Annotated in this window: 18 protein-coding genes; 6 read left to right on the top strand and 12 right to left on the bottom strand. The window is 58.0% G+C overall.

The window, feature by feature from the left end:
• Nucleotides 1–40 precede the first annotated feature (40 nt).
• Together aruF and HU731_RS08965 are read right to left on the bottom strand one after the other, a co-directional pair.
• Nucleotides 41–1,060: an arginine/ornithine succinyltransferase subunit alpha gene (aruF, locus tag HU731_RS08960; protein WP_003175655.1), complete on the bottom strand. Its 1,020-nt coding sequence runs from the start codon at nucleotides 1,058–1,060 to the stop codon at nucleotides 41–43.
• A 244-nt stretch (nucleotides 1,061–1,304) separates the two neighbouring features.
• Nucleotides 1,305–2,525 carry an aspartate aminotransferase family protein gene (locus HU731_RS08965; protein ID WP_003193615.1) on the bottom strand — a complete coding sequence of 407 codons (1,221 nt, stop codon included), beginning with the start codon at nucleotides 2,523–2,525 and terminating at the stop codon, nucleotides 1,305–1,307.
• A 306-nt stretch (nucleotides 2,526–2,831) separates the two neighbouring features.
• Between HU731_RS08965 and HU731_RS08970 the strand changes: the two genes are divergently transcribed.
• A complete protein-coding gene (locus HU731_RS08970) occupies nucleotides 2,832–7,868 on the top strand; it encodes a leucine-rich repeat domain-containing protein (RefSeq protein WP_186609180.1) in 5,037 nt (1,678 codons plus the stop codon).
• A 7-nt stretch (nucleotides 7,869–7,875) separates the two neighbouring features.
• Here HU731_RS08970 and argR read toward each other — a convergent pair whose 3' ends face one another.
• The 7 genes from argR to acs all read right to left on the bottom strand — a co-directional run bounded on the left by argR (nucleotide 7,876) and on the right by acs (nucleotide 15,888).
• Nucleotides 7,876–8,856: a transcriptional regulator ArgR gene (gene argR / locus HU731_RS08975; RefSeq protein WP_186609172.1), complete on the bottom strand. Its 981-nt coding sequence runs from the start codon at nucleotides 8,854–8,856 to the stop codon at nucleotides 7,876–7,878.
• A gap of 217 nt (nucleotides 8,857–9,073) precedes the next feature.
• The gene (locus HU731_RS08980) at nucleotides 9,074–9,838 is read right to left on the bottom strand and encodes an ABC transporter ATP-binding protein (protein ID WP_003193620.1); all 765 of its coding nucleotides are present in this window, start codon (nucleotides 9,836–9,838) and stop codon (nucleotides 9,074–9,076) included.
• Nucleotides 9,839–9,865: 27 nt separating this feature from the next.
• Nucleotides 9,866–10,978: a succinylglutamate desuccinylase/aspartoacylase family protein gene (locus HU731_RS08985; RefSeq protein ID WP_186609173.1), complete on the bottom strand. Its 1,113-nt coding sequence runs from the start codon at nucleotides 10,976–10,978 to the stop codon at nucleotides 9,866–9,868.
• A gap of 1 nt (nucleotide 10,979) precedes the next feature.
• Complete coding sequence (locus HU731_RS08990) at nucleotides 10,980–11,678, bottom strand: ABC transporter permease (protein ID WP_005790641.1); 699 nt, start codon at nucleotides 11,676–11,678, stop codon at nucleotides 10,980–10,982.
• The gene (locus tag HU731_RS08995) at nucleotides 11,675–12,364 is read right to left on the bottom strand and encodes an ABC transporter permease (protein WP_003193627.1); all 690 of its coding nucleotides are present in this window, start codon (nucleotides 12,362–12,364) and stop codon (nucleotides 11,675–11,677) included. The genes HU731_RS08990 and HU731_RS08995 overlap by 4 nt, the downstream gene beginning before the upstream one ends.
• Nucleotides 12,365–12,455: 91 nt before the next feature.
• A complete protein-coding gene (locus HU731_RS09000) occupies nucleotides 12,456–13,241 on the bottom strand; it encodes an L-arginine-binding protein AotJ (RefSeq protein WP_047711612.1) in 786 nt (261 codons plus the stop codon).
• Between the two features lie 691 nt (nucleotides 13,242–13,932).
• On the bottom strand, nucleotides 13,933–15,888 hold the full coding sequence (gene acs / locus HU731_RS09005) for an acetate--CoA ligase (protein WP_005790645.1): 1,956 nt from the start codon (nucleotides 15,886–15,888) through the stop codon (nucleotides 13,933–13,935).
• Between the two features lie 397 nt (nucleotides 15,889–16,285).
• Between acs and HU731_RS09010 the strand changes: the two genes are divergently transcribed.
• From HU731_RS09010 to HU731_RS09020, 3 genes are all read left to right on the top strand, one after another.
• On the top strand, nucleotides 16,286–16,555 hold the full coding sequence (locus HU731_RS09010; protein WP_003193635.1) for a DUF2790 domain-containing protein: 270 nt from the start codon (nucleotides 16,286–16,288) through the stop codon (nucleotides 16,553–16,555).
• A gap of 554 nt (nucleotides 16,556–17,109) precedes the next feature.
• Nucleotides 17,110–18,360 carry a ribonucleotide-diphosphate reductase subunit beta gene (locus HU731_RS09015; RefSeq protein WP_032895630.1) on the top strand — a complete coding sequence of 417 codons (1,251 nt, stop codon included), beginning with the start codon at nucleotides 17,110–17,112 and terminating at the stop codon, nucleotides 18,358–18,360.
• A gap of 69 nt (nucleotides 18,361–18,429) precedes the next feature.
• Nucleotides 18,430–19,455, top strand: coding sequence for a hypothetical protein (locus HU731_RS09020; protein WP_186608580.1), 1,026 nt, complete (start codon nucleotides 18,430–18,432; stop codon nucleotides 19,453–19,455).
• 830 nt (nucleotides 19,456–20,285) lie between these two features.
• Here the strand turns inward: HU731_RS09020 and HU731_RS09025 are convergent.
• Together HU731_RS09025 and HU731_RS09030 are read right to left on the bottom strand one after the other, a co-directional pair.
• Nucleotides 20,286–20,999, bottom strand: a complete 714-nt coding sequence (locus tag HU731_RS09025) for a DUF4225 domain-containing protein (protein ID WP_186608581.1) — start codon at nucleotides 20,997–20,999, stop codon at nucleotides 20,286–20,288.
• The gene (locus HU731_RS09030; protein WP_186608582.1) at nucleotides 20,996–21,481 is read right to left on the bottom strand and encodes an Hcp family type VI secretion system effector; all 486 of its coding nucleotides are present in this window, start codon (nucleotides 21,479–21,481) and stop codon (nucleotides 20,996–20,998) included. Before HU731_RS09030 ends, HU731_RS09025 begins: the two co-directional genes overlap by 4 nt.
• Before the next feature lie 379 nt (nucleotides 21,482–21,860).
• Between HU731_RS09030 and HU731_RS09035 the strand changes: the two genes are divergently transcribed.
• Complete coding sequence (locus tag HU731_RS09035; RefSeq protein WP_069558625.1) at nucleotides 21,861–22,508, top strand: HAD-IB family hydrolase; 648 nt, start codon at nucleotides 21,861–21,863, stop codon at nucleotides 22,506–22,508.
• A 92-nt stretch (nucleotides 22,509–22,600) separates the two neighbouring features.
• On the opposite strand, the gene HU731_RS09040 is transcribed toward HU731_RS09035, so the two are convergent.
• Entirely contained in the window at nucleotides 22,601–23,560 is a 960-nt protein-coding gene (locus tag HU731_RS09040; protein WP_186608583.1) for a LysR family transcriptional regulator, read from the bottom strand.
• A 193-nt stretch (nucleotides 23,561–23,753) separates the two neighbouring features.
• Between HU731_RS09040 and argH the strand changes: the two genes are divergently transcribed.
• Entirely contained in the window at nucleotides 23,754–25,181 is a 1,428-nt protein-coding gene (argH, locus tag HU731_RS09045) for an argininosuccinate lyase (protein ID WP_186608584.1), read from the top strand.
• Nucleotides 25,182–25,300: the final 119 nt, after the last annotated feature.

Consider the following 25,300-nt stretch of genomic DNA (forward strand, 5'->3'; position numbering starts at 1 on the left):
GAACGGGCCACTGTTGTCAGCCACCCGCGAAACTCTCTTTTTAAACCGCAACCAGGCGCACGCTGGCGCCTTCGCCAACACCCAGCGCTTCGGCTGCCGCCAGGTCCAGGGTCACCGGTTTGCCGGGCGCGTAGTCCAGCTCCAGCATCACCGCACGGTAATCCTGCAACTGCGCGTTGCTCACCAGGTACTGACGGCCAACGCCCTTGACCATCTCACCGATCTTCACCGGCACCACGCGGCTTTGGGCGATCGAGCGAATGCCCGAGACCCGGGCGTGCAACGTCGGGCCACCGTCGAAGATGTCGATGTAATGGTCGGTTTCAAAGCCTTCACGCATCAGGATGTCGAAGGTGATTTGCGCACGCGGGTGCACCTGGCCCATGGCCTCTTGGGCTTCGTCCGGCAACAGCGGCACGTAGATCGGGTAATGCGGCATCAGCTCGGCGAGGAAGGTGCGGCTTTTCAGCCCACACAGGCGCTCAGCGGCGGCGTAGTTGAGGTCGAAAAAGTTGCGGCCAATGGCATCCCAGAACGGCGAGTCACCGTTCTCGTCGCTGTAGCCGACAATCTCGGTCACCACCGAGTCGGCAAAGCGCTCGGGATGGCTGGCAACAAACAGCAGGCGGCCACGGGAATTGAGTTCCGACCACGGCGAACCGACCAGCTCGGGCACCACATAGAAGCTGGTGAGCAGGCTGTTGCCGGTAAGGTCGTGGCACTGGGAAAGCACGTGGATCTTGTTGTGGATCTTCAGCTCGCGGGAGGCGTGCACGAAGGTTTCGTTACGAAAGCTATAGAACGGCTCGGAGTAACCGGCCGAGGCTACGATGGCCGAGCAGCCGGCGAGCTTGCCGGTCTCGGTGTCTTCCAGCACGAAGAAATAGCTCTCTTCACCGTTGAAACTCACCTCGGCCGCGAAGGACGCTTCGCTGGCCGCGATCTTGTCGCTCAGGCGTTCCACATCATCCGGCAAGGAGGTGACACCAATCGGGCTGTCCGCAGCCAGACGCTGTACCTCGCCCAGATCAGCCATTTGCGCGGGGCGCATCACCAGCATGGTGTCACTCCTTAACTCGAAAACTCACAGAAAAAAATGCCAAAAACACTGTTGAAAACAGTGAGGTCAAGTGTGGGAGCGGGCTTGCTCGCGAATGCAGTGTGTCATTCAACATCTCAGGTGACTGAACCACTGCTTTCGCGAGCAAGCCCGCTCCCACATCTGATCTTCACAGCCCCAACTAAAGGGTCCGGCATACAAAATTTGTATTCGGTACCGGGATCGCCAGGCACCGAACGGTCCATCAGGCTTGCGTCAACGTCTTCACAGCACGCTCAAAACGATCCAGGCCTTCATTGATATCCGCCTCTTCCACCACCAGGCTCGGCGCAAAACGCACCACGTCGGGGCCAGCTTGCAGGATCATCAAGTTCTCTTTCTCGGCCGCGTTGAACACGTCCTTGGCCTTGCCTTTGAATGCATCGCTCAACACGCAACCGATCAGCAGGCCCATGCCACGCACTTGGGTGAAGATGCCGTACTGCTTGCCGATCTGCTCCAGGCGCGCCTTGAACAGGTCATGCTTGGCATTCACACCCGCCAGCACTTCTGGGGTGTTGATCACGTCGATCACCGCTTCCGCTACCGCACACGCCAGCGGGTTGCCGCCGTAGGTGGTGCCGTGGGTGCCGACCACCAGGTGCTTGGCCAAGTCTTCACGGGTGAGCATCGCCGCAATCGGGAAACCGCCGCCCAGGCTCTTGGCGCTGGTGAGGATGTCTGGCGTCACGCCGTAATGCTGGTAGGCAAACAGGTGGCCGGTGCGGCCCATGCCGGTTTGCACTTCGTCAAATACCAGCAGTGCGTCGTGGGCGTCGCACAGCTCGCGAGCACCTTGCAGGTATGCCAGTTCGGCCGGCAATACACCGCCTTCGCCCTGGATCGGTTCCAGCACCACCGCGCAGGTCTTATCGGTCACCGCCGCTTTCAGCGCAGCCAGGTCGTTATAAGGAACGTGGGTGATGCCGGTGATTTTAGGCCCGAAACCATCGGAGTACTTCGACTGGCCACCGACGTTGACGGTGAACAGGGTACGGCCGTGGAAGCTGTTCAGCGCGGCAATGATCTCGTACTTCTCGCTGCCAAAACGGTCGAACGCCACGCGACGGGCCAGCTTGAAGGCGGCCTCGTTGGCTTCGGCGCCGGAGTTGCAGAAGAACACGCGCTCGGCAAAGGTGGCATCAATCAGCTTGTGGGCCAGGCGCAAGGCCGGCTCGTTGGTGAACACGTTGGAGACATGCCACAGCGTGTTGGCCTGTTCGGTCAGTGCACCGACCAGCGCCGGGTGCGCATGGCCCAATACGTTGACCGCGATGCCGCCGGCAAAGTCGATCAGCTCGCGACCGGCCTGGTCCCACACGCGCGAACCTGCGCCACGTACGGGGATGAAGGCAGCAGGTGCGTAGTTGGGCACCATCACTTGGTCGAAATCGGCACGTTGCACCGGGGCTTGCTCAACGGACATCGGAGTCTCCTGAAGAGGAACGCCTGCCTGGAACTGGCGGGCGATGCAGGGATTGTAAGGACAGTTTTCAGCGCCACCTTGTCGCCAAGCGACAACTTCTTATAGCGCCAACCCCGGTTTTAGGCGGGTTTACGGCAATGCGACATATTGCGTCGCAATGGCGCAGTGTAAACGCTGCGATCAGCCAGAGGCAGAGGCACGGCCCGCTGATTTTCGCCAAATGCCTTAACTATCTGCCCCCTCTCGCCCCATCAAGCTTGCTGTGATGACAGTGACTCCCCCCACTGAAGGATCAGCCCCGTGCCCATGACAATCAGCCAACGCCTCGCAGTCGCCGCCACCCAAGTGCCCGCCGGGTTTCACACACGCCTGCCGGCCTGGCTGGCAAGCGCCTCGGATGACAAGCGCCAAGCGTTGAAAAATGCGCCATTGGACATCGCCAACTGGCAGGCCGAGGTCAGCCGTCAGCAGCACGCGCCCCTCAAACAGGCGGTGGAGCAGAGTTGGACCGCGCAAAGCAAAGTGGACACGGCACTGGCCCACCTCAAGACACCGCAGGCCTTCGCCGCGCCGCTTTTGCACCAGGCGCTCAAGACCCGCTGGGGCGTGGACATCGATGTCAGCACCACCCATCTGCGCCTGTATGCGCCCCTCACCATCCCACTGTTCCCGATAGAAACCGGCGGTGTCAAAGTCTGGACCGTATCGCTGGTAGACGCCGCGTTGCATAACTTCGACGCAGCAGAGAGCGAGAAAGCGGCCTTCACCGCAGACTCCAGCTTCATCACCCAACCCTCTTCCACCGGGCAATTCGACACCCTGCCCACAGTGAACAGCAACGTCAGCATCCAGACATTCATCGGGCTCTGCCGTGAACTGGACATCGGCACGCAATACCAGGCCTACCTCAAGACATTTTTCGGTTTCCAGGACGCCACCCGCAAGGGCGCGCTGCGCAGTACCGTCGTCGATAGCCTGAAGGCCGAGGCACAAGCCGCCGTGCACCTGGCGCGCCTGAAGAAGGACGGCAGCGAAGCAGTCCTGCGCACGCTCCAGGCCCAGCTCAAAGGCGTCAGCGGCCTGACACTCGACGGCAAGACGCTGCTCAGCCACGACCTGAGCCTGATGGACGCGCCGCTGGCCGGCGTTGTGCTGTTCGCCGCCGACCTGGAGTTGCACCACAGCGTAGTGCCCGTGGTGGCGTACATCCCCGGCGACCCACAGGCACCGCTCAAGTATTACCGCGATGGCATCGCATTCATTCAAGACCTGACCCGCAAATTGCGCGACGCCGACTACCAGGCATTCTTCAGCGGCTTTATCAGCCACGAACACCGCGCCTACTTCTTTGCCAACCTGAATAACCGCTTGTCCCAGATAACCTGGCACGCCCCCATCCCCGGCGACCCAAGGCCAACGTGGCGCGCTGAACCTGTGGCCAACCCCAAGCTGCAATTGCACGCGACGAAAATCAGCGGCGAGCTGTACGAACACCTCTACGAAAGCAAACTCAACAGGCTGCTCAATGACGCGCGCAGCATTGCCGTGTCCACCGCCGACGCCGACAGCAAGGCACGCTGGCAACGTTGGGACATCGTGGCAAAAATCGGTAAAACCCTGCTCGAAATCGCCGCCTTCATCGCCACGCCGTTCATTCCCCCCCTGGGCGCGCTGATGCTCGGCTACACCGCCTATCAACTGCTCGATGACGTGTTCGAAGGCATCGTCGATTGGGCCGAGGGCCTCAAGCGCCAGGCGTTCGGGCACCTGATGTCGATCCTGGAGCAAATGGTGCAATTGGGTATGTTCGCGGTCGGCGCACCGATTGCCGAAGGGCTGCTACGCCAGGCACTGCCTCGGGAAGTCTGGGATTTTTTCGAGCGCCTGCATCCGGTCACTTCGGATGACGGTAAAACGCGCCTGTGGAACCCGGACCTGAGCCCCTACGCCCACGACCTTCAGTTGCCCGCCGCCTCACGCCCCACAGCCGATGGGTTGCATGCCTACGGGGACAAACAGATCCTGCCCCTCGACGGGCAACACTTTGCCGTCAAGCAACAAGCGGACAACGCCGTGCTGGTGCACCCAAGCCACCTGCATGCCTACCCACCGCCCGTTATCGGCAATGGCAAAGGTATCTGGTTGACCCCACTGGATCGCCCGCTGACCTGGGACCGCAGCACCTTGCTGCGCCGCCTCGGCCCGCCCGCCGAGAGCCTCAGCGACACCGGCCTGGAACAGGCACAGCGCATCAGCAGCACCGACGATGGCGCCCTGCGCAAACTCTACATGGACCACCAACCGCCCCCGCCGTTACTGGCCGACAGCCTCAAGCGCATCCATATCGACCAGCAGTTGCAAACCTTCATCGACCAGATGAACAGCGACGACCCGCAGGTTTATTCAAAGGCCGACACGCAGACCCAACTCTGGCTGCTCAGCCAGACCGGCCTTTGGCCCGAAACCAAGACCCTGCGTTTTCTGAACGCCAAAGGCGAAACCGTATGGGAACACCCAGGCCGGGAAAATGCGGCAGTGGCGCAAATCCATGAAGCGCAGATGAACAACGGCGACCTGCTCAAGACCCTGCTGGAAACCCTCGACGAGCCAGAGCGCAAGACGTTGCTGGAAGAAGACTTTGGCACCCCCACCACCCAATTGCATGTGCGCGCCGCCAAGCTGCGCAAACAGCTGGCACGCAGAGCCGAGGATAAACGCGCTTCGATGTTCGACTCACGCTATCGAGGCCTGGAGCTGACCACCGATGCGCGCGTGCAAAAGATCATCGACAGCACACCGGGCCTGCCCGTCAGCGCGGCCGAAGAAGTCCTGCTCAGTGCCAACGGCCAGGACCTGCTCGACATCGACCAGGGCGTGCTGCCTTCGCACCTGGTCGAACGTGCACGCTGGGCAGCCCATCAGGTCCGAATCAGCCGGGCGTATGAAGGCTTGTACATGAGCGCGCTGGAAAGCGGCGACACCCATCGACTCGCCCTGCACTCCCTGGAACAACTGCCGGGCTGGTCGCCCCAGGTGCGCCTGGAAGTGCGCGACTTCAAGCGCGACGGCCAACTGCACGACGCCATCGGCCCTGCCCAGGCGCCCATTCGACGCCTGCTGGTGCGCACCATCGAAGGCGACTACATTCCCGAAGACAGCAAGGGCACCCTGCTTGGCGAAACCGACTTCTACACCGCCGTGCTCCAGGCACTGCCCGATGCGCAGCGCGACGCACTGAACATGCAGATCGGCCAGGGCTCGCACCTGCGAGAAACCCTGCGCCAACATGCGCTGGCACGTGACGAGCTTGGCCCTCTGCTGGCCGAAGTGCCGCTGCTCAAACCCTCCTACGACCCCACCCTGATGCGCCTGCCCGGCGGCATGGAAGGTTACGACGCCAGCCCCGCCACTGCCGGTAGCAGCCGCGGTGCTGTCTCGCTGGAGGCGCGGCTGCACGAGTTATACCCGCAACTGAACCCCAGCGAGCTGACCGCCGTGCTCGCTGCCATGCACAATGACCCTGGTACGCCATTGGGTACCCTCCAACTCCTGAAGAAAGAGTTCCTGCAGCTGGACGCCAGCCTCAGAGCCTGGCAGCAGAACGTGCCACAAACCCTTGTGGGCACGGACTTACCGCTGAGCCGCTGGCGAATTGCATCAGAACAGCAGAACCGTCGGCTCTGGGCACAAAAGCTGATCAGCGCCTGGCGCCACGCCACCCCCAGGGACGCCGCGTTTGATAACGGGCATCTGTTGCAACTCAACCAACCCATTTACGGCGAATTGCCGGTACTGGAGGCCAGCTTCGGGCACATCACCAGCCTGGAGTTGCTGGGCTACCTGACCACCCGTGGCACGCCGGCCTTCCTGGGGCGCTTTCCCGGGCTACGCCGGCTGGCTATCAGCGACATCGCCCTCAGAACACTGCCCGACGAGGTCAGCGCGTTAACTCGCCTAAATGCCCTGGTACTGCGCAATTGCGCACTCAACCTCACCACCCCAAGCCGTGCAGCCCTGGCCAACCTGACCGAGTTGCACACCCTGGACCTGTCCAACAACCCGCTGGCGCTGGCGCCCAACCTGGGAAACATGACCGACCTGCGCACGCTCAACCTGGCCCACAGCGAAATTTCCGTATTCCCCTCCGGGCTGCTCAATCGACCTCGACTGGTCAGTGCCAACCTCAGCAACAATCGCCTGCGCAGACTGCCCGACGCCCTGTTTTCCCTACCCGCCGGCGCTGCCAGGGCCTACGACCTTTCCGGCAACCCACTCTCACGCACAACGCTTGAACGGATAAAAACCTACTGCCAGAACACCGGCGAACACTTTGGCGCCAACGCCAACCCAGCCGAGGTGCGCCTGGCTCAAGCGCTCTACCCGACCTACAGCACCTACGAGACCCATCAATTCATCTTCAGATTGCCAGGCGGGCTGGACGATTCAATGGCGATACTGGTACGCCTCAAGGCCGACTACGAACGCCTGCAGGCCGACCTGCAAGAATGGGTGGCGGATGTGCCCGCGCGCTACCCGTTCACGGACGTGCCCATGGATGAACAGGTTCGCGCACAGCAGCAGCTCATTCGCGGGGAGATAAGGGGCCTGCTGGAGCAAGTCTGGCGACGCGAGACCGACCTGGACTTCAGTCATGACACGCAGGCCCGAACCCATCAAATGGTCCTGACCTTGCCACTGTTGGGCGATCTGCCGAAACTGAATGTGGATTTCAAGCACGTTTCCAAGCTGGAACTGAGGGCACAGGAAGCCACCTCGATACCCGAAGGCTTTCTGGAACGCTTCCCCAACCTGGAGAGCCTGCTGATTGACCGCTATGTCCTGAAAGACATACCCGCTGCCGTCTTCAAGCTGCCCAAGCTCAATACACTCAGCCTGACACAATGCCAACTGCGACTGACCCGCCAGAGTGTCGACGCGTTGAGCGACCTGCACGATTTAAACTACCTGGACCTGAGCGATAACCCACTGGGGCTGACCCCCGATGTCAGTAAAATGTCCGGCCTGGAAACCCTGATGATGGAAAACGCCGGGCTTACGGAAGTGCCGCGCGGCACGTTCAACCTGACGTCGCTCACCCAACTGAACCTGAGCGATAACCGTATCACCGAGTTGCCCACCGACCTGATTGAAGTGGACCCGGACGCAGCGGCAGGTTTTGACCTGAGCGACAACCCCTTCTCACCCGCGGCGCTTGCCATCCTGCGTCGCTATTACAACCGCACGGCGGTGGATTTCGACGTACCGCAAGCCAGGCTACCCGCGCCTCCTGACAGCGACTCGGACAGCCAAACCACTTCATCCGAAACAGACAACGAACCCTGAGTGCCGCTCAACCGCGCTCGGAGGGCACCGACGACAACTCGAACGGGCTGCTGCTGCGGCGCTGGTTACGGTCTTCACGAGGGGTGGCGCCGAAGAAATTGCGGTAGGCGCTGGAGAAGTGCGGCCCCGAGGAGAAGCCGCACGACAGGCCGATCTGGATGATCGACTTGCTGGTTTGCATCAACATCTGGCGTGCCTTGTTCAGGCGCAATTCCAGGTAGTACTGGCTGGGAACGCGGTTGAGGTACTGCTTGAAGATCCGTTCAAGCTGTCGTCGTGAGACGCACACATGCTGGGCGATTTCGTCGGTAGTCAGCGGCTCTTCGATATTGGCCTCCATCAACAACACCGCCTGGGTCAGCTTTGGATGGCTGGAACCCAGGCGGTTTTGCAATGGAATGCGCTGGCGCTCGCCGCCTTCGCGGATGCGCTCTACTACCAACTCTTCGGATACCGCACCGGCCAGTTCGGCACCGTGGTCACGGGCCAATACCGCCAGCAGCAGGTCGAGTACCGACATGCCGCCACAGGCAGTGAGGCGATCACGGTCCCAGTCAAATAGATGGCTGGTGGCAATGACCTTGGGGAACCGCTCGGCGAAATCGTCCTGCCAGCGCCAGTGCACGGCAGCGCGATAGCCATCGAGCAGGCCCAACTGGGCCAGCGGGTACACGCCTGCCGACAAGCCGCCGATCACGCACCCAGCCCGCACAAGCTGCTTGAGCGCGGTGCTCAGTGGCGAAGCGATGACCGTCGGCGGTTCGTCGGCCAACAGGAACAGCTTCTGAAAGCCCTCCAGCTTACCGGCCCACGGCTCACCCGGCAGTTGCCAGGCACCTTCGACGGCGGGTTCGGCGAGCAAAAACGACAGCTCGTAGATCACATCTGGATGCACCCGCTGGGCAACGCGCAAGGCCTCCTCAGCCAGCGCAAGCGTGAGGGCTTTTGTGCTGGGCCAAATCAGGAAACCAATTTTGTGGGCGGTCATGGAGTGCTATCCAAAGCGAAAACAGTGAAAGAAGCTGTGGGCCAATGCTAGCCCGTAAACCAACACAAATCTCAAAAACAATGAAGACCTGCTTCCCTGTAGGAGCGAGCTTGCTCGCGAAAAACCCGAGAACGCCACGGGGTATCAAGCTTCCCGCGTTATCGTTGACGATCTTCGCGAGCAAGCTCGCTCCTACAGGGGTGGGTGGCAGTCTTGATTATTTCAAACTGCCCGAGAGGAACTGCTGCAAACGCTCCGACTGCGGGTTAACCAGCACTTCGCGCGGGTTACCACGCTCTTCAACCACGCCTTTGTGCAAAAACACCAACTGGTTCGACACTTCACGGGCAAAGCCCATTTCGTGGGTCACCACCACCATGGTGCGGCCTTCCTGGGCCAGGTCCTGCATTACCTTGAGCACTTCGCCTACCAGCTCCGGGTCGAGCGCCGAGGTCGGTTCGTCGAACAGCATTACCTCTGGCTCCATCGCCAGGGCGCGGGCAATCGCTACGCGCTGCTGCTCACCGCCGGACATATGGCCGGGGAACGCATCCTTACGATGGCCCACGCCGACCTTGGCCAGGTAGTGCTCGGCCTTTTCACGGGCTTCTTTCTTCGACACGCCCAGCACGTGCACCGGGGCTTCCATCACGTTTTCAAGCGCGGTCATGTGCGACCACAGGTTGAAATGCTGGAACACCATGGACAGGCGCGAACGCATGCGCTGCAACTGCTTGGGGTCGGCGGCCTTCATGGCGCCATCCTTGTTGGCGACCAGTTTGAGCTCTTCGTTATTGAGCAGAATCTTGCCGGCGTGGGGTTGCTCGAGCAGGTTGATGCAGCGCAAAAAGGTACTTTTGCCCGAACCACTGGAGCCGATGATGCTGATCACATCGCCGGCGGCGGCGGCCAGGGACACACCTTTGAGCACTTCATGACTGCCATAGCGTTTATGCAGGTCTTGGACTTCAAGCTTGTACATGCGGTCGGTTCTCACAAAAACAGGTGGTCAGTCGTTGAGCAAGCGCCCGCAGCGCAGCGCTTCGCGCCCCGCCACCTTGGCCAGCCAGAAACCCGCTTGGGCATAACGTAGCCGTTCAACGGCAAACAACACCCCCGAGGTGCCCGAGCAAATAGTGCTTACGCGGTCGGTGAGGGGGTCAATCACTTCAAAAATCTCATCGCCGCTTTCTACCCAGTCGCCAGCTTTACGCAGGTAACTGATCACCCCGGCGTGGGGCGCGAACAACAACTCGGTGCCTTCGAACGGCACGCCTTCGCACGGCTCAAACTGCGGAGCCGGCCATTGGCCTTTGATCAGGCCCTGCTCGGCGAGAAAGGCCAGGATGCCTTCGGCGTGGAAGATCGCTTCATCACGGCCGGTATCAGCCTGGCCGCCCAGCTCCAAGGTCGTCGCCAGACAGGCCAGCGGAATCTGCGCCTCGGGGAACATGCGCGACAACCGCAGCCATGGCAACGAGCACGCCTCGTCAAACGAACTGCCGCCGGAATCTTCCGCCAGCAGGCCGACCTTCACATTCAAATGCGCCGACAACGAACGCCACTGCGGCCAATGCTGGGGCAGCGCGTACATATGCAGCGCGGCTTCAGCGTCGCAATGCAGGTCGAGCACCACATCGGCGGTGCAGGCGTGGCTCAGCAGAATGCGTTGCATGCCTTGCAACTGGCTGCTCGGCTCGGGCAAGGCGCTGAGCGCATCGCTCATGGCCTGGCGGATCAGGCGCACATTGGCGTGCGGGTCGTCCCCCAGTTTGCCTTGCAGCAACTCGGCCACCGGCTCGCTCAGCTCGACAAAATCGCGGTTGAAATTCTTGCCGCTGCCGACTTCGAAACGCCCTTGGTGGCTGCCCTGCAACAACTGGCCGAGGCCCATCGGGTTGGCGACCGGCACCAACTCGATCACGCCGTTGAGAGCGCCTTGCTGTTCCAGCGCCACAAGGCGCTTTTTCAGCTCCCAGGCGGCACGCATGCCGGGCAACTCATCGGCGTGCAGGCTGGCCTGGATATAGGCCTTGCGCTCGCCACTGCCAAAACGAAACACGCTCAGCTGGCGCTCGCAACCCAGGTGCCCCCAGGGCAACAGATGATCGATACGTTCCATATCAGTGCTTCCGTGGAGCCAGGTAGCTCAGCCAGCGGCGCTCGGCCAACTTGAACAGGCGCACCAAGATGAAGGTCAGGCACAGGTAGAACACGCCGGCGGTGATATAGGCTTCGAACGGCAGGTAATACTGGGCGTTCACGGTGCGCGCGGCACCGGTGATGTCGATCAAGGTAACAATGGAGGCTAGGCTGGTGGTCTGCAGCATCATGATCACTTCGTTGCTGTACTGCGGCAGCGCACGGCGCAGGGCCGACGGCAACAGGATGCGGCGGTACAGCTTGTAGCGCGACATGCCCATGGCCTTGGCCGCTTCGATCTCACCGTTAGGCGTGGCCTTGAGGCTGCCGGCGATGATCTCGGCGGTGTAGGCGCTGGTGTTGATGGCAAACGCCAGGCACGCACAGAACGTGGCACTGGACAGCAGCGGCCACAGGAAGCTCTCGCGCACCACTTCGAACTGCGCCAGGCCGTAGTAGATCAGAAACAACTGCACCAGCATCGGCGTGCCGCGGATCACATAGGTATAGAGCCAGGCCACGCCGTTGACGACAGGCTGCTTGGACACCCGCATCAAGCCCAGGGGCAAGGCGGCGAGCAGGCCGAAGAACAGCGAGATGGCGAGCAGTTTCAGGGTGGTCAGCAAGCCGCCAAGGTACAGCGGCATGGCCTCCCAGATGACGTTGTAGTCGAAGATCATAGATCAGCCGCCCTTACGCCTACCGAGTAGCGCTTCTCAAGGTAACGCAAGGCCAGCAACGACACGCTGGTGATCACCAGGTACATCGCCGCCACTGCGAGGAAGAAGGTAAAAGGCTCGCGGGTGGCGTCTGCCGCCTGCTTGGCCTTGAACATCATGTCTTGCAGACCCACCACCGAAATCAGCGCGGTGGCCTTGGTCAATACCAGCCAGTTGTTGGTAAACCCGGGGATCGCCAGCCGAATCATCTGCGGCACCATCACCCGGAAAAACACCTGGAAGCTGCTCATGCCATACGCCAGGCCGGCTTCAGCCTGGCCCTTGGGAATGGCCATGAAGGCGCCACGGAAAGTTTCCGACAGGTAGGCGCCAAAGATGAAACCCAGGGTGCCGATACCGGCGGCCAGGGGGTTCAAGTCGATATAGTCGTCAAAGCCCAGCAAGGGCGCGACGCGGTTGAGCAAGTCCTGACCGCCGTAGAAAATCAGCAGGATCAGCACCAGGTCGGGGATCCCGCGGATCACCGTGGAGTACAGGTCGCCCAGCCAAGCCAGCCAGCGTACCGGCGACAGGCGTAGCGCGACCCCGATCAGACCCAGAACAATGGCCAAGGCCATGGACGACAAGGCGAGCTGAAGCGTCAACCATGCGCCATCGAGGATGACGGCCCCGTAGCCTTTCAACATGATTCAGGTCCTCGAAAAGGGGGATGAAAAAATGGCGCAAACTTCAGGATGACTGTTGCTTGCGCCATTTCGGACGGACAGCTGCGATGAGTTACTTGGCGTCAGCGCCGTAAATATCGAAGTCGAAGTACTTGTCCTGGATTTTCTTGTATTCGCCGTTGGCACGGATCGCAGCGATGGCCGCATTGATGCGCTCAAGGTTTTCCTTGTCGCCTTTGCGCACTGCGATGCCGATACCGTCACCGAAGTATTTGGCTTCGGTGAACGATGGGCCTACAAACGCGTAGCCTTTGCCGGCGTCGGTTTTCAGGAAACCGTCTTGCAGCAGGGTGGCGTCAGCCACGGTACCGTCGAGACGACCGGCGGCCACATCCAGGTAGATTTCGTTCTGGGTGCTGTAGCCCTTGATATTCGCGCCTTTTGGCGCCAGGACTTCACGGGCGAAACGGTCGTGGATCGAACCGCGCTGCACACCGATCGTCTTGCCTTTGAGCTCATCCAAGCCGTCGCTGACGGTGGTGCCTTCCTTCATCACCAGGCGCGCTGGGGACAGGTAGTAGCGGGTGGTGAAGTCCACGGATTTCTTGCGGTCGTCAGTGATAGACATGGACGACAGGATCGCGTCGATCTTGCGCACTTTGAGTGCCGGGATCAGACCATCGAATTCCTGCTCGACCCAGGTGCACTTGACGTCCATCTGCTTGCACAGGGCGTTGCCGATGTCGTAGTCAAAACCGACGATGCTGCCATCCGGCGCCTTCGAGGCAAACGGAGGGTAAGCCGCTTCGATACCAATTTTCAGCGGCTTGCCTTCGGCGAAAGCCTGCATGGACAGCACGGACAGCGCCAGGGCGCCCAACAGCACGAGTTTCTTCATCTTGGGACTCCATCGGTATAGGGCAAAAACAGCAGTATGAGCCATGGCCCACGATGCGGCGAAGGTGTAACCGAATAGCGGTGCTGCGTCCTGCGCGGGCGACACCTGCGACGACGAGCGAGTGATCGGCATTCTAACGACAGGCCGGAAGCCGATATTTCCTCAATGCGACAACAATTTACAGAAGCACTGAGAAAGCGGTTCCAGCTCATTGACAGCCTCTGAATTTTATGCAGAGACAAAAGATATTAAACCTGATGATGCTGCAAATTGCGGGCCTATTATTCGCAAACCCTTCTAGCACGGCAAGTCTGGCGTTTAATCTTATTTTTCGGGGTGTCTAGAACGCGGTTTTTCGGGGCGTGGGCGTGGTCCATTGCCCCAGGTTTGTGCGGGAGGTTACACATTTGAGCGAGGCGGTAACATTCAGAAACGTCCTACGGGGAAAACCGATATTTATTGGGTTGGTTGGAATGCGGCTCTGTCAGCCTCCCCATCCCCTTATGAAATGCGATCTTAACTGTGGGAGCTGGCTTGCCTGCGATAGCGGTGTGTCAGCCAGCCAACCTTTGCCTGACACGACCTCATCGCAGGCAAGCCAGCTCCCACACTGAACCTCGGTATTTCATGAGCAGCAAAAAAAAGCCCCACCCGGCTCGCACCGAATGGGGCTCTGTCCCACCTACCCCGCTTACGCGACGTTCATGGTCTTGTGCGTTTCAATCAAATGCGCCACCACGCTTGGATCTGCCAGGGTAGAGATATCCCCCAACCCATCGTATTCAGCCGTGGCGATCTTGCGCAAAATGCGCCGCATGATTTTCCCCGAGCGCGTTTTCGGCAGCCCCGGCGCCCACTGGATTACATCCGGCGAGGCAATCGGCCCGATTTCCTTGCGCACCCAGTTCTTCAATTCCAGGCGCAGCGCTTCATTGGGCTCTTCACCATTCTTCAGGGTGACGTACACATAGATGCCTTGCCCCTTGATGTCATGGGGCACGCCCACCACCGCCGCTTCGGCGACTTTAGGGTGAGCAACCATGGCGCTCTCGATCTCGGCGGTGCCCATGCGGTGGCCGGACACGTTCAACACGTCATCCACACGGCCGGTGATCCACCAGTAACCGTCCTCATCGCGACGTGCGCCGTCACCGGTGAAGTACATGCCGCGGAAGGTCTTGAAGTAGGTGTCGACAAAACGGTCATGGTCGCCGTACAGGGTACGCGCCTGGCCTGGCCAGGAATCCAGAATCACCAGGTTGCCTTCGGCGGCGCCTTCGATGATGTTGCCCAGGTTATCCACCAGCGCCGGCACCACACCGAAGAACGGCCGCGCCGCCGAACCCGGCTTCAGCGCATGGGCGCCTGGCAGTGGGCTCATCAGCGTGGCACCGGTTTCGGTCTGCCACCAGGTGTCGACGATCGGGCAACGGGATTGGCCGACGTTCTTGTAGTACCAGTCCCAGGCTTCCGGGTTGATCGGCTCGCCCACCGAACCCAGCAGGCGCAGGCTGCTGCCATCGGCGCCTTCGCAGGCCGCGGTGCCGGAGGCCATCATGGCGCGGATCGCGGTTGGTGCGGTGTAGAGGATGTTGACCTTGTGCTTGTCGACGATCTTCGCCACGCGGGTGATGTCCGGGTAGTTCGGCACGCCTTCGAACAGCAGCGTGGTCGCGCCATTGGCCAGCGGGCCGTAGACGATGTAGGTGTGGCCGGTGACCCAGCCAACGTCAGCGGTGCACCAGTAGATTTCGCCTGGGCGATAGTCGAATACGCGCTCGTGGGTCAGGGCCGCATAGAGCAAGTAGCCACCGGTGGTGTGCTGCACGCCCTTAGGCTTGCCGGTGGAACCGGAGGTATAAAGGATGAACAGCGCTTCTTCGGCGCCCATCTCTTTTGGCGCGCAGACGGTGCCCGCCACTTTCATCAGGTCTTCGTACCAGATGTCGCGATGCTGGTTCCACTTGATCGCGCCATTGGTGCGCTTGCACACGATCACCTTCTGGATGCTGCTGGTTTCCGGGTTGGTCAGTGCGTCGTCGACGTTAGCCTTCAGCGGAATCTTCTTACCGGCACGGATGCCTTCGTCTGCGGTAATCACCACTTTCGACTTACAGTCGATGATGCGACCGGCCAGGGCTTCCGGCGAGAAACCGCCAAACACCACCGAATGGATCGCGCCGATGCGGGTACAGGCCAGCATGGCGACCACAGCTTCGGGGATCATCGGCATATAGATAGTCACCACGTCACCGCGATGCACATCCTGGCCGCGCAGGGCGTTGGCGAACTTGCAGACTTCTTCGTGCAGCTCGCGGTAGGTGATGTTGCGGCTCTCGGCAGGGTCATCGCCCTCCCAGATGATTGCGATCTGGTCGCCACGTTCGGCGAGGTGACGGTCCAGGCAATTGTAGGAAACGTTCAGGGTGCCATCGGCGAACCATTTGATGTCGACATGGTGGTCGTCGAAAGAGGTCTGCTTGACCGCGGTGAAAGGCTTGACCCAGTCAAGGCGTTTGGCTTGCTCACGCCAGAAGCCATCGGGGTTGACCACCGACTGCTGGTACATGGCCTTGTAGGTCGCCTCGTCGGTCAGCGTGTTGGCTGCTACTTCGGGGCGAACGGGGTACAGGGAAGCCGCACTCATCTTTCTTACCTCGGTGACATAGTTGTTGTTGTATGGCCCCTGTTGTAGCCGGGGTGGGCCTATAGAACCATTCGACGATGGTAGTAACAAGACCCTACAAATTGCCCTGCTATGCCGTTTCACCGCTCTGGCCCGCGTGCTGCGGCGCTTGGCAGCTTTCTGAAAAAATCTTAATCGAGGGATTGTTACAAAAACCGCCAAAAGTGTTTATCAAAACCACGGGTATATGAATATAACCGAGGCGCCTAAAATCAACTCCGCCAACAAGGCACTCTGATTAACAACGCAACAGCCCCCACGAAGGCAACGTTAATCCGAACTTCCCAACTTTCAAGTGACACACGCGGCCTCACAAGGGCCCCGTGCCCCCTTTCGCCCTGAAGAAGGTAATGAAGCAATGAAAGCGTTATTAGTGATGGCCCTGAGCAGCCTGTGCGCCACCGCCGCCCTGGCTGACGAAGCCCCGACTGAACTGGCCGGCCAGAACGCCCCGATCGTTGAGGACTACACCTACAGCACACACTTGGATGTGGCCAAAGTCTTGTCCATGAGCAGCATTCCAGAAGTCTGCGAAGTTGTACCGGCGAAGATGGAATATGAAGATTCGCAAGGCCAGCGGCATATTCTTAACTATCAAGTGATGGGCAATGGTTGCTCTAACGGCTAACAACTTCTGAAGTTGGATTCTTAATTGCCGCAAGAAATCGTTCTTGCGGCCAAGAACCCGCCCTTGAATACACCGCACATCAACTGTGGGAGCTGGCTTGCCTACGATGGCGATTTCAGCCACGACCACTCTTTTTACGCCCGCTTCCCCTGCCCCAAAAAAAACATCCCCGCCCGTCAAAAAACCCCACCCCCTGTAAAGCCTTGCAAACACTCGCTTTGGCCGAAAACCACGTCATTTTGGCGCTCCCAAGTGACCATCCGCCGCAACACAAACCCAATTTTTTCCCTATAATGCGCGGGTAAATCGGGCCTGCAATATCCCTTTACACAGGGATAAAGAGCCAGACCTTGAGCCTGCGCTGCAGCAAGCACGCATCGCTACGCCCCTCAAGCCTCATGCAGCACCCGTAACCTGATTCCGTTTATTTGCCTGCGCGAGCTGTTGCAACAAACGATTCCTTAAGATCCACCGCGGCCCTAGGGCCGTGTGAACACCCAACCATCCGGTTTCACACGGGCACCTTTGAGCCCTCACGCAGGAGACGACACGTCATGCTGAGCTGGGACGAATTCGACAAAGAAGAAGAAGGCGAAGTAGCCGCTAAAGGCGCCAACGCCGGCCACGCCACCGAAGCCAACATGGACCGCCTCGACGGTGCCGGCGCCGCTGCCGCCGTGGAAGCCCGCGCCGTCACCGCCAACGACTCCGCCGCCATCGTGCGCGCCAAGGCCGCCCTGGACAAACTCGACGTCGCCGAAGGCCTCGCCGAGCTGGAAGGCGCCTCCGCCCGCGTCGCCGTTGACGAAAAACGCATGATCAACTGCCGCGCCGACCTCAACCAACTTGTGCCGTTCAAGTACGACTGGGCCTGGCAGAAGTACCTCGACGGCTGCGCCAACCACTGGATGCCGCAAGAGGTCAACATGACCGCCGACATCGCGCTGTGGAAAAACCCCGAAGGCCTGACCGACGACGAACGCCGCATCGTCATGCGCAACCTGGGCTTCTTCTCCACCGCCGACTCCCTGGTGGCCAACAACCTGGTACTGGCCGTGTACCGCCTGATCACCAACCCCGAGTGCCGCCAGTACATCCTGCGCCAGGCCTTCGAAGAAGCGATCCACACCCACGCCTACCAGTACTGCATCGAATCGCTGGCCATGGATGAAGGCGAGATCTTCAACATGTACCACGAGATTCCATCGGTCGCTAAAAAAGCCGCCTGGGGTCTGAAATACACCCGCTCGATCTCCGATCCGAAGTTCGAAACCGGCACCGTCGACACCGACAAAGAACTGCTGCGCAACCTGGTCGCCTACTACTGCGTACTGGAAGGCATCTTCTTCTACTGCGGCTTCACCCAGATCCTGTCAATGGGCCGCCGCAACAAAATGACCGGCGTGGCCGAGCAGTTCCAGTACATCCTGCGCGATGAGTCGATGCACCTGAACTTCGGGATCGACGTGATCAACCAGATCAAAATCGAAAACCCGCACTTGTGGGATGCAGAGATGAAAGAAGAAGCGACCCAAATGATTCTGCAGGGTACGCAGTTGGAGATCGAATACGCTCGCGACACCATGCCTCGTGGGGTGTTGGGCATGAATGCGGCGATGATGGAAGATTATTTGAAATTCATCGCTAACCGTCGTTTGACGCAGATTGGCTTGAAGGAAGAGTACCCAGGCACCACCAATCCATTCCCGTGGATGAGCGAGATCATGGACTTGAAGAAAGAGAAAAACTTCTTCGAGACCCGCGTGATCGAGTACCAGACGGGTGGAGCGTTGAGTTGGGATTGATAGCGTTCGCAGCAAACACCTAATATAAAAATGCGCCCCGCAAAAGCGGGGCTTATTTTGAGAAAAACAATGAACACAGAAATATTATATTCCGCCATTTGCCAAACAATCCAGATACTAGAGTCTGCGCAAGATTTTTTCCCTATCATTACGGCTCTTAACAACGCACATGAAGAGGCCACAAAATCTCTAAGTGGTCAAATCAACACCAACGTCGACCACTCCACTCTATGGCAAAATTTTTCCGCACAACAATCTTCCTTAACCAAAAAAGCCGGGGAAGCTGTCAGGCTATCAAAATTCAGCAAAATAACGAAATCTATAACAAAAATAGAAAATGAGATTCCCCAAAAAAACATAACAACTATTCAAGAAGTAAAAGTTGAGCTAGAAAAATTCATAATTGCATTAGACAATCATTTAGACAATGCAAGCCTATCAAGCGCTTACACACTAACATTGATAGCCAATCGTTTTTTTATAGCTTTCAACAAACTGAAATACTTGCAATCCATTTTAATACAAACAACCGCAAAAGAGCTGATTAATGACCCACCCAAAACCGACAACTTAAAAATATATTTCCCTAACAGGGTATCACTTGAAGACTTCTCAGATAAATTAATATTCTTGAGTGTCCTTTTCGAGGAGTGCTGCAACCTCTTAAATCTAAGCCTCGATGAAGGCCAGGTAGAGATACAAAAAATTGAATCAGGAAGTTTTTTTGCAAAAATATCTGCCAACCCTATAGTAATAGCCCTAGCCACAACAATAATTACACAAAGTGCAATACTCACATACAGCAAGTTTGACCCCTCTCAAAACATAAACAACCTTAAGCAATCTACAGAAGTTCTAGAAAAAATCCTCGGAGTCAGAGCAGTATTAAAAGCGAACAACATTGAAACTGAAAACCTTGATGAGTCGATAAAAAAATCAACTTCTATAATAGCAAAAAACCTAACCCGATTCTTGGGCGACAGCACCGAAATTAAAATAAACAATGAAACATTCTCCACATACAGCTACGACATTCCAAAAATAAACTACACACACCAACTAGCATTAGAAGACCTCAACAACAAAGACAAATAACAGTACTTAGATAGCAGGCTGACAACTAAGAGCCTGCAGATTCTCGTTCTAACAGCAATCGCAGCTCTGTTATTTCTCCATCAAGCCGCAAAAAGCCCTCTACACATAAGATGCCTCCCACGACGACATCGGGATGTGTATGCGCTGCTTGCCTATCATTACGTGCCAGAGAGCTACCGAATACGGAAATGGCTCACTCATGCAATTACTCCGACGTTGCGAAATGAGCGTCAGCCACAAACGTTATACAATCATTGTGTAGCGTTCTGGACTGGTCTGAGATATCGCTGAACTTGCTACACTGGCAGAATGAAGGCTGGCTACGTCTTCGTTACATGCGCTATCTATTGGAAAATCGAGTCTATCGAAGGGAGCCTGGGATGGCTCTCTGGCGGGTAAATCTCACTTTTCTTTTCCAGATGAAGCAGCGATTTTACAAAAGTAGGCAACCTCCAGATACCACCAGCTCGTAGAAAATTTCACGGACGTAGCAATGGCTACTCAGTATCGCCCGAGCTTTCTTCTCTGTTCTTTCGTTCAAAACCAGCGCCTGACCTCCCACTTCACGGGAAGTGCAAATCCATGAGCCAATATGCCGAAAAAGGCAATCCACTCGATGATTGGATATTGAATAATAAAATCAGTCCTAATCCCAAAAAAAGGAAACTCACCATACTTAATCACCTCAATATAGGACACTACGAAAAAACCGTTAAATATCACACATGAAAATAACTTTAAGGTATTAAGATCCTCCCCCGAAAGCCTAGCCCTTAAGGCATACGCACCGACCACGCCAAAAACCACAAACACCAAAACATAGAACACAATCAATCTACCACCCCCTTATACACCTGCTTCCCTGTCTCATAATCGATATACATCTCAACACCTAATGGAAACCTCCCCATTTTTTTGTAAGCCCTTTCTTTATCTGATCGTATATATCTGAACAACCGCCAAGCATCCGGCTTCAATACAAGTCTACGCAGACTGTAAAAAGACATAATCATATCTGTCCCACCGTAGACTAAATCACCTCCACTTTCGCTATACCCTAGAGACTCTGCAGTGCCGCGATATCCCTCTCTGACCGGCCCAACCGTATCGGAATGCCCCTCGATCAGGTTCCTACCATTTTCGTACATGTTATTAGCACCGTGTGCCATGATCGGGATGCCCGCCAGCAAACACAGCGTACCGACTGAGGCGTAGCAAATTCCCGCTCCCGTCGCAAACTGGAGCGCGCCCGCGATAACTCCGATGCCTTTTCTCCCCACCTCCAGAGATTGGTTTATGAGGCTTTCTTGTTCTTGCTTTATTTCTTTCAATCCCTGATCAATAGTTTTCCTGCCTTCCTCAACATCCCTAACAATACTCCGCGCATAATAAGCCACCTCCCGATTGAACTGTAACCGAACAACCCCATCGTTAATATTCCGAGCACTGATGGTACAAGCCTGGTTAGTCAGATACGCCGCAGCCTGACTAACCACCCAGATATCGTGAAATGTGGGCTGCTGTTTTCTATCTTTTTTATTCACCGACCTGTCTCCCAAGTACTGAATCCACTTGTACCCGCCTTATGGTGAGTCCAGATTATCTCGCGATATCTAAGCGCAACATGCTCTTGTGCCTCTGCATCGATATGCAAAATAGAATGTGGTACGTCGACGGTGAGGTCGGTGATGATGCAGCCTCTAATATCCACGCTGTAGTACTTTTCATGCCAGCCAGATGGGGCGATACGGTAAAAATTGATGACGCAGTTGAGCTCTTCCCTGTTGGAAAGCGCTACCGCCAGCAAGGGTGACGATTTGTCGATATTTTTGGTAATGGCAATCGGCCCATGGCTCGACGCCCTGACGTTGCCCCTGTTGGCCATATTATGGTGGAAGGACAGCACCATTATCTCGTCGCAGTGCCCCTCTTGCCACTTGTTGCCTATAGAGTCGTGAGTCGAACATTTTGCAGAAATGAGACCTTGGGATTTGCCGTTGATGGTCATGTAGCCGTGGTTTGCCATGGGATTAACGCCTTGTTGTTTTTGGCATTTACCATACGAAAAATTGCAAATAGGAAATATCGGAAAGTTCGCTTTAAGTGGTACGAGCGGTATGTAGGAAATTTAACCCACACTCCGATCAGTCAGCCAAAACACTTGTAAGAACTACCTGCACTCGCCCTCGAGTGAACGTGCCGGAACCTCAGAAACCCCACTCCGGGCTCAGGGGTAGTAAACTCGTATCGCCATAAACGCATGGACCGTCGCACGCACACAGAAGAGCGCAGAGGCTGACCCGCAGCGACCAGGCTGAACCGTCAACCTGAACCCCGACAGGCAAGCGCCAGTCACAACGCTATGAAACCGCCCTACCTGATAAGGACCACCCGTGAACCCAGACATGCTCGAAGCCGGCCCCGCAGACGCCAAAGTACTTTCCGTCTTTGACTTCGACGGCACCCTCACCCACCACGACAGTTTCGTGCCCTTCCTCAAGTTTGCCTTCGGCACCGGTGAGTTTTATGGCCGGATGGTCAAGCTGGCGGTGCCGGGGCTGCGGTTTTTGGTGCGGCAGATCAGCCGGGATGAGTTGAAGGCGCAGTTGATTCGCACCTTTATGACCGGGGTGAAGAAGGCTTGGGTTGAGCAGCAAGCGCAGGAATATTGTCAGGCGCGCTGGAGCAAGCTGATGCGCCCGAGCGGGTTGCAGTCGGTGGCGGATGAGGTGAAGTCCGGGGCGGTGGTGACGCTGTGTTCGGCGTCGCCGGCGTTGGTGTTGCAGCCGTTTGCCGACCGGCTTGGCATCCGCTTGATCGGCACTGAGCTTGAGGTGGTAGATGGGGTGCTAACCGGCAAGCTCACCGGGAATAATTGCCGTTGTGAGAACAAGGTGCTGCGGCTTGAGGCGGTGTATGGGGACCTGGGGGAGTATCGGCTCAGGGCCTGGGGCGATACGCGTGGGGATCGGGAATTGCTGGCGGCGGCGCAGGATGCGCATTTTCGGCATTTTCATGCGAAGAAGAAAAAGCGGGCTCGAGTGCAGCGGTGATGCGGGTGGGCGGGGTTGGCGGGTGAACCGAGGCGATCCCATCGCAGCCTCGCTGGGGCTCGACAGCTCCCACATTTGAGCTTTGTTGAGGCTTAGGCCGGCGTCTTCAGGTCTACACCCAGTGCTGTGGCGAAAGCTTTTACCATCGGGCTTCTCGGGGCGTTGTGGCGCAGGATCAAGTTGAACGCGGTGCTCAGCTGTACCTGCTCCGGGCACAGTGCGCGCAGGCGTCCTTCCCCTACCAGTGGCGTGGCGTAGTGTTCTGGCAGAAAGCCCAGGAAGCGGCCGGTGAGGATCAGGATGGCGACGGCTTCCACTTGTGAGGCCGAGGCGGACTGGCTGTCGTGGTTGACGAAGTTGGCCTTGTCGCGATGGATCGCATACCGATGGTTCACCACTTCGTATTGGCGAAGGGCATCGGGGGTGATGTCGCTGGCGGTGAACAGTGGATGCCCTACAGCGCAGTAGGCGTGGGCCTTTTCTTCGTAGAGTGGGAAGTAATCGAATTCTTCACGGCGTTGGTACACCGGGACGATGCCGGCGACCAGGCGCCCTTCCACGACGCCGCGTTCAACTTCGTCCAATTGCGAGGCGTGTAGGCGCAATCTTATTTTTGGCGATTGGCGATGTAAGTTGCCCAGGGCGGTAATCAGTGGGGAATTAACGTCGGAGACGGTGTTATCAATAACGCCCACACTCAGGTCGCCGATGAGTTCATTCTGCGCCGAACTAAGCTTGTCGCGAAAACTGTCCACCGAGGTAAATAACTCGATGGAGGCCTGATACACCAACTTGCCTTCTTCGGTCAGCCCGAACCCTTCGCGGCCCCGTGTGCACAGGCGCATGCCGATGCGAATCTCCAGGTCAGAGATCTGTTTGCTGATGGCGGCCAGGCCCACGTTCAACTCGTTTTGCGCAGCACTGAAGCCGCCGGCTTCGACCACGGCCATAAATACCCGCAGCAATTTAAAGTCCAACCCGCTCAATTGCAGCGGTGCTCGGGTGCCGGGTTTTGGCGGCAGGTTTCCAGAAGTGGAAAGTGGGGTTTCCATAATGCGCGTTGACCTCGAGTGCCATATTCAACAGGCTTGAACCCAATCCTTGAACATAGCCAGGCGGCGATAATGAACATAAACATCCGCCCTTGGCAACCTTGAATACGGCGCGTCAGATGCCGGTTCTACACCGATAAACTTCTGTTGAAACTGCCTCCGACTCTTCTAAAAACAAGCGTGAGGAACACCCATGTCCCAGCCCACCGACCGCCTTTGGGGCGCTCGTTTCAAGACCGGTCCGTCTGCGGCGTTGGCCGCGTTGTCGCGTTGCCCTGAGCGTTATTTTCGCCTGACGCCCTACGACCTGGCCGGCTCCCGCGCCCATGCCCGCGAGTTGCAGCGCGCCGGTTTGCTGGATGAGTCAGAAACCCTACGCACCCTCGAAGCCCTGGACCGTATCGGTGAGGATTTCGCCGCCGGCCGCTTGCATCCCACCCTGGATGACGAGGACGTACACACCTTTATCGAACGCGTATTGACCGAGCGCCTGGGCGCCCTTGGCGGCAAGTTGCGCGCCGGGCGCTCGCGCAATGACCAGACGGCCAACGATCTGCGCCTGTTCCTGCGTGACCATGCGCGCAGCATCGCCACCGAGGTGTTGGGCTTGCAGCAGGCGTTGGTTGAACAGGCCGAGCAACATGTAGAGAGCATCTGCCCGGGCTTTACCCATTTGCAGCAGGCGCAACCCATTGTGTTTGCCCATCACTTGTTGGCTCACGCACAGTCGATGCTGCGCGATGTGCAGCGCCTGGTGGATTGGGATGCGCGTACGGCGCTGTCGCCATTAGGCGCGGCAGCCATGGCAGGTTCCGCGATAGCGCGTCAGCCAGAACACTCAGCCAAGGAAATGGGCTACACCGGGCCCTGCGAAAACTCCATCGACGCTGTCGCCAGCCGTGACCATGTGGCGGAGTTCCTGTTTGTGGCGGGCATGCTCGGGGTGAATATTTCGCGACTGTCGGAGGAGTTTTGCCTGTGGTCGTCGCGCCAGTTTCGCTGGGTGGTGTTGGACGATGCCTACGCCACTGGCAGTTCGATCATGCCGCAGAAAAAGAACCCGGACATTGCCGAACTGGCGCGGGGCAAGGCCGGACGTTTGATCGGCAACCTGACCGGGTTGATGTCGACGCTCAAGTCGTTGCCGCTGTCGTACAACCGCGATTTGAGTGAAGACAAACACAGCGTGTTGGACAGCGTGGACACCTTGCTGCTGGTGTTGCCGGCGATGGCCGGCATGGTGGCGACCATGAAGGTGCAGGTAGAGGAGTTGCGGCGCCAGGCACCGATGGGTTTTACCTTGGCGACGGAGGTGGCGGATTGGTTGGCCACCCGTGGGGTACCGTTCAAGGAGGCCCATGAAATAACCGGCGCGCTGGTGCAGGCTTGTGAGCAGCATGAGATTGAGTTGTGGCAAGCCTCGCCGGCGATGTTGGCCGAGGTGGATGGGCGGCTCACCCCGGACGTGCGCGGTTGCCTGACCCTGGAGGCGGCGATTGCGGCGCGCAGTGGCTGGGGTGGCACGGCGCCGGAGCGGGTGAAGGAGCAGATTGGGCGGTTGAAGATTGCACTGGTCGCTCAGCAGCAATGGGCCGACACCTACACCGGTTTTAGAATTTGAACGCGCTCACTTTGTAGGAGCGAGCTTGCTCGCGAAGAACCCGAAAATAATGCGGGGTGTCAGGGTTCCCGCGTTAGCGTTGACGATTCTCGCGAGCAAGCTCGCTCCTACAGTGGGCG

Source organism: Pseudomonas salmasensis, assembly GCF_014268375.2.
In the GTDB taxonomy this organism is placed as follows: Bacteria; Pseudomonadota; Gammaproteobacteria; order Pseudomonadales; family Pseudomonadaceae; genus Aquipseudomonas; species Aquipseudomonas salmasensis.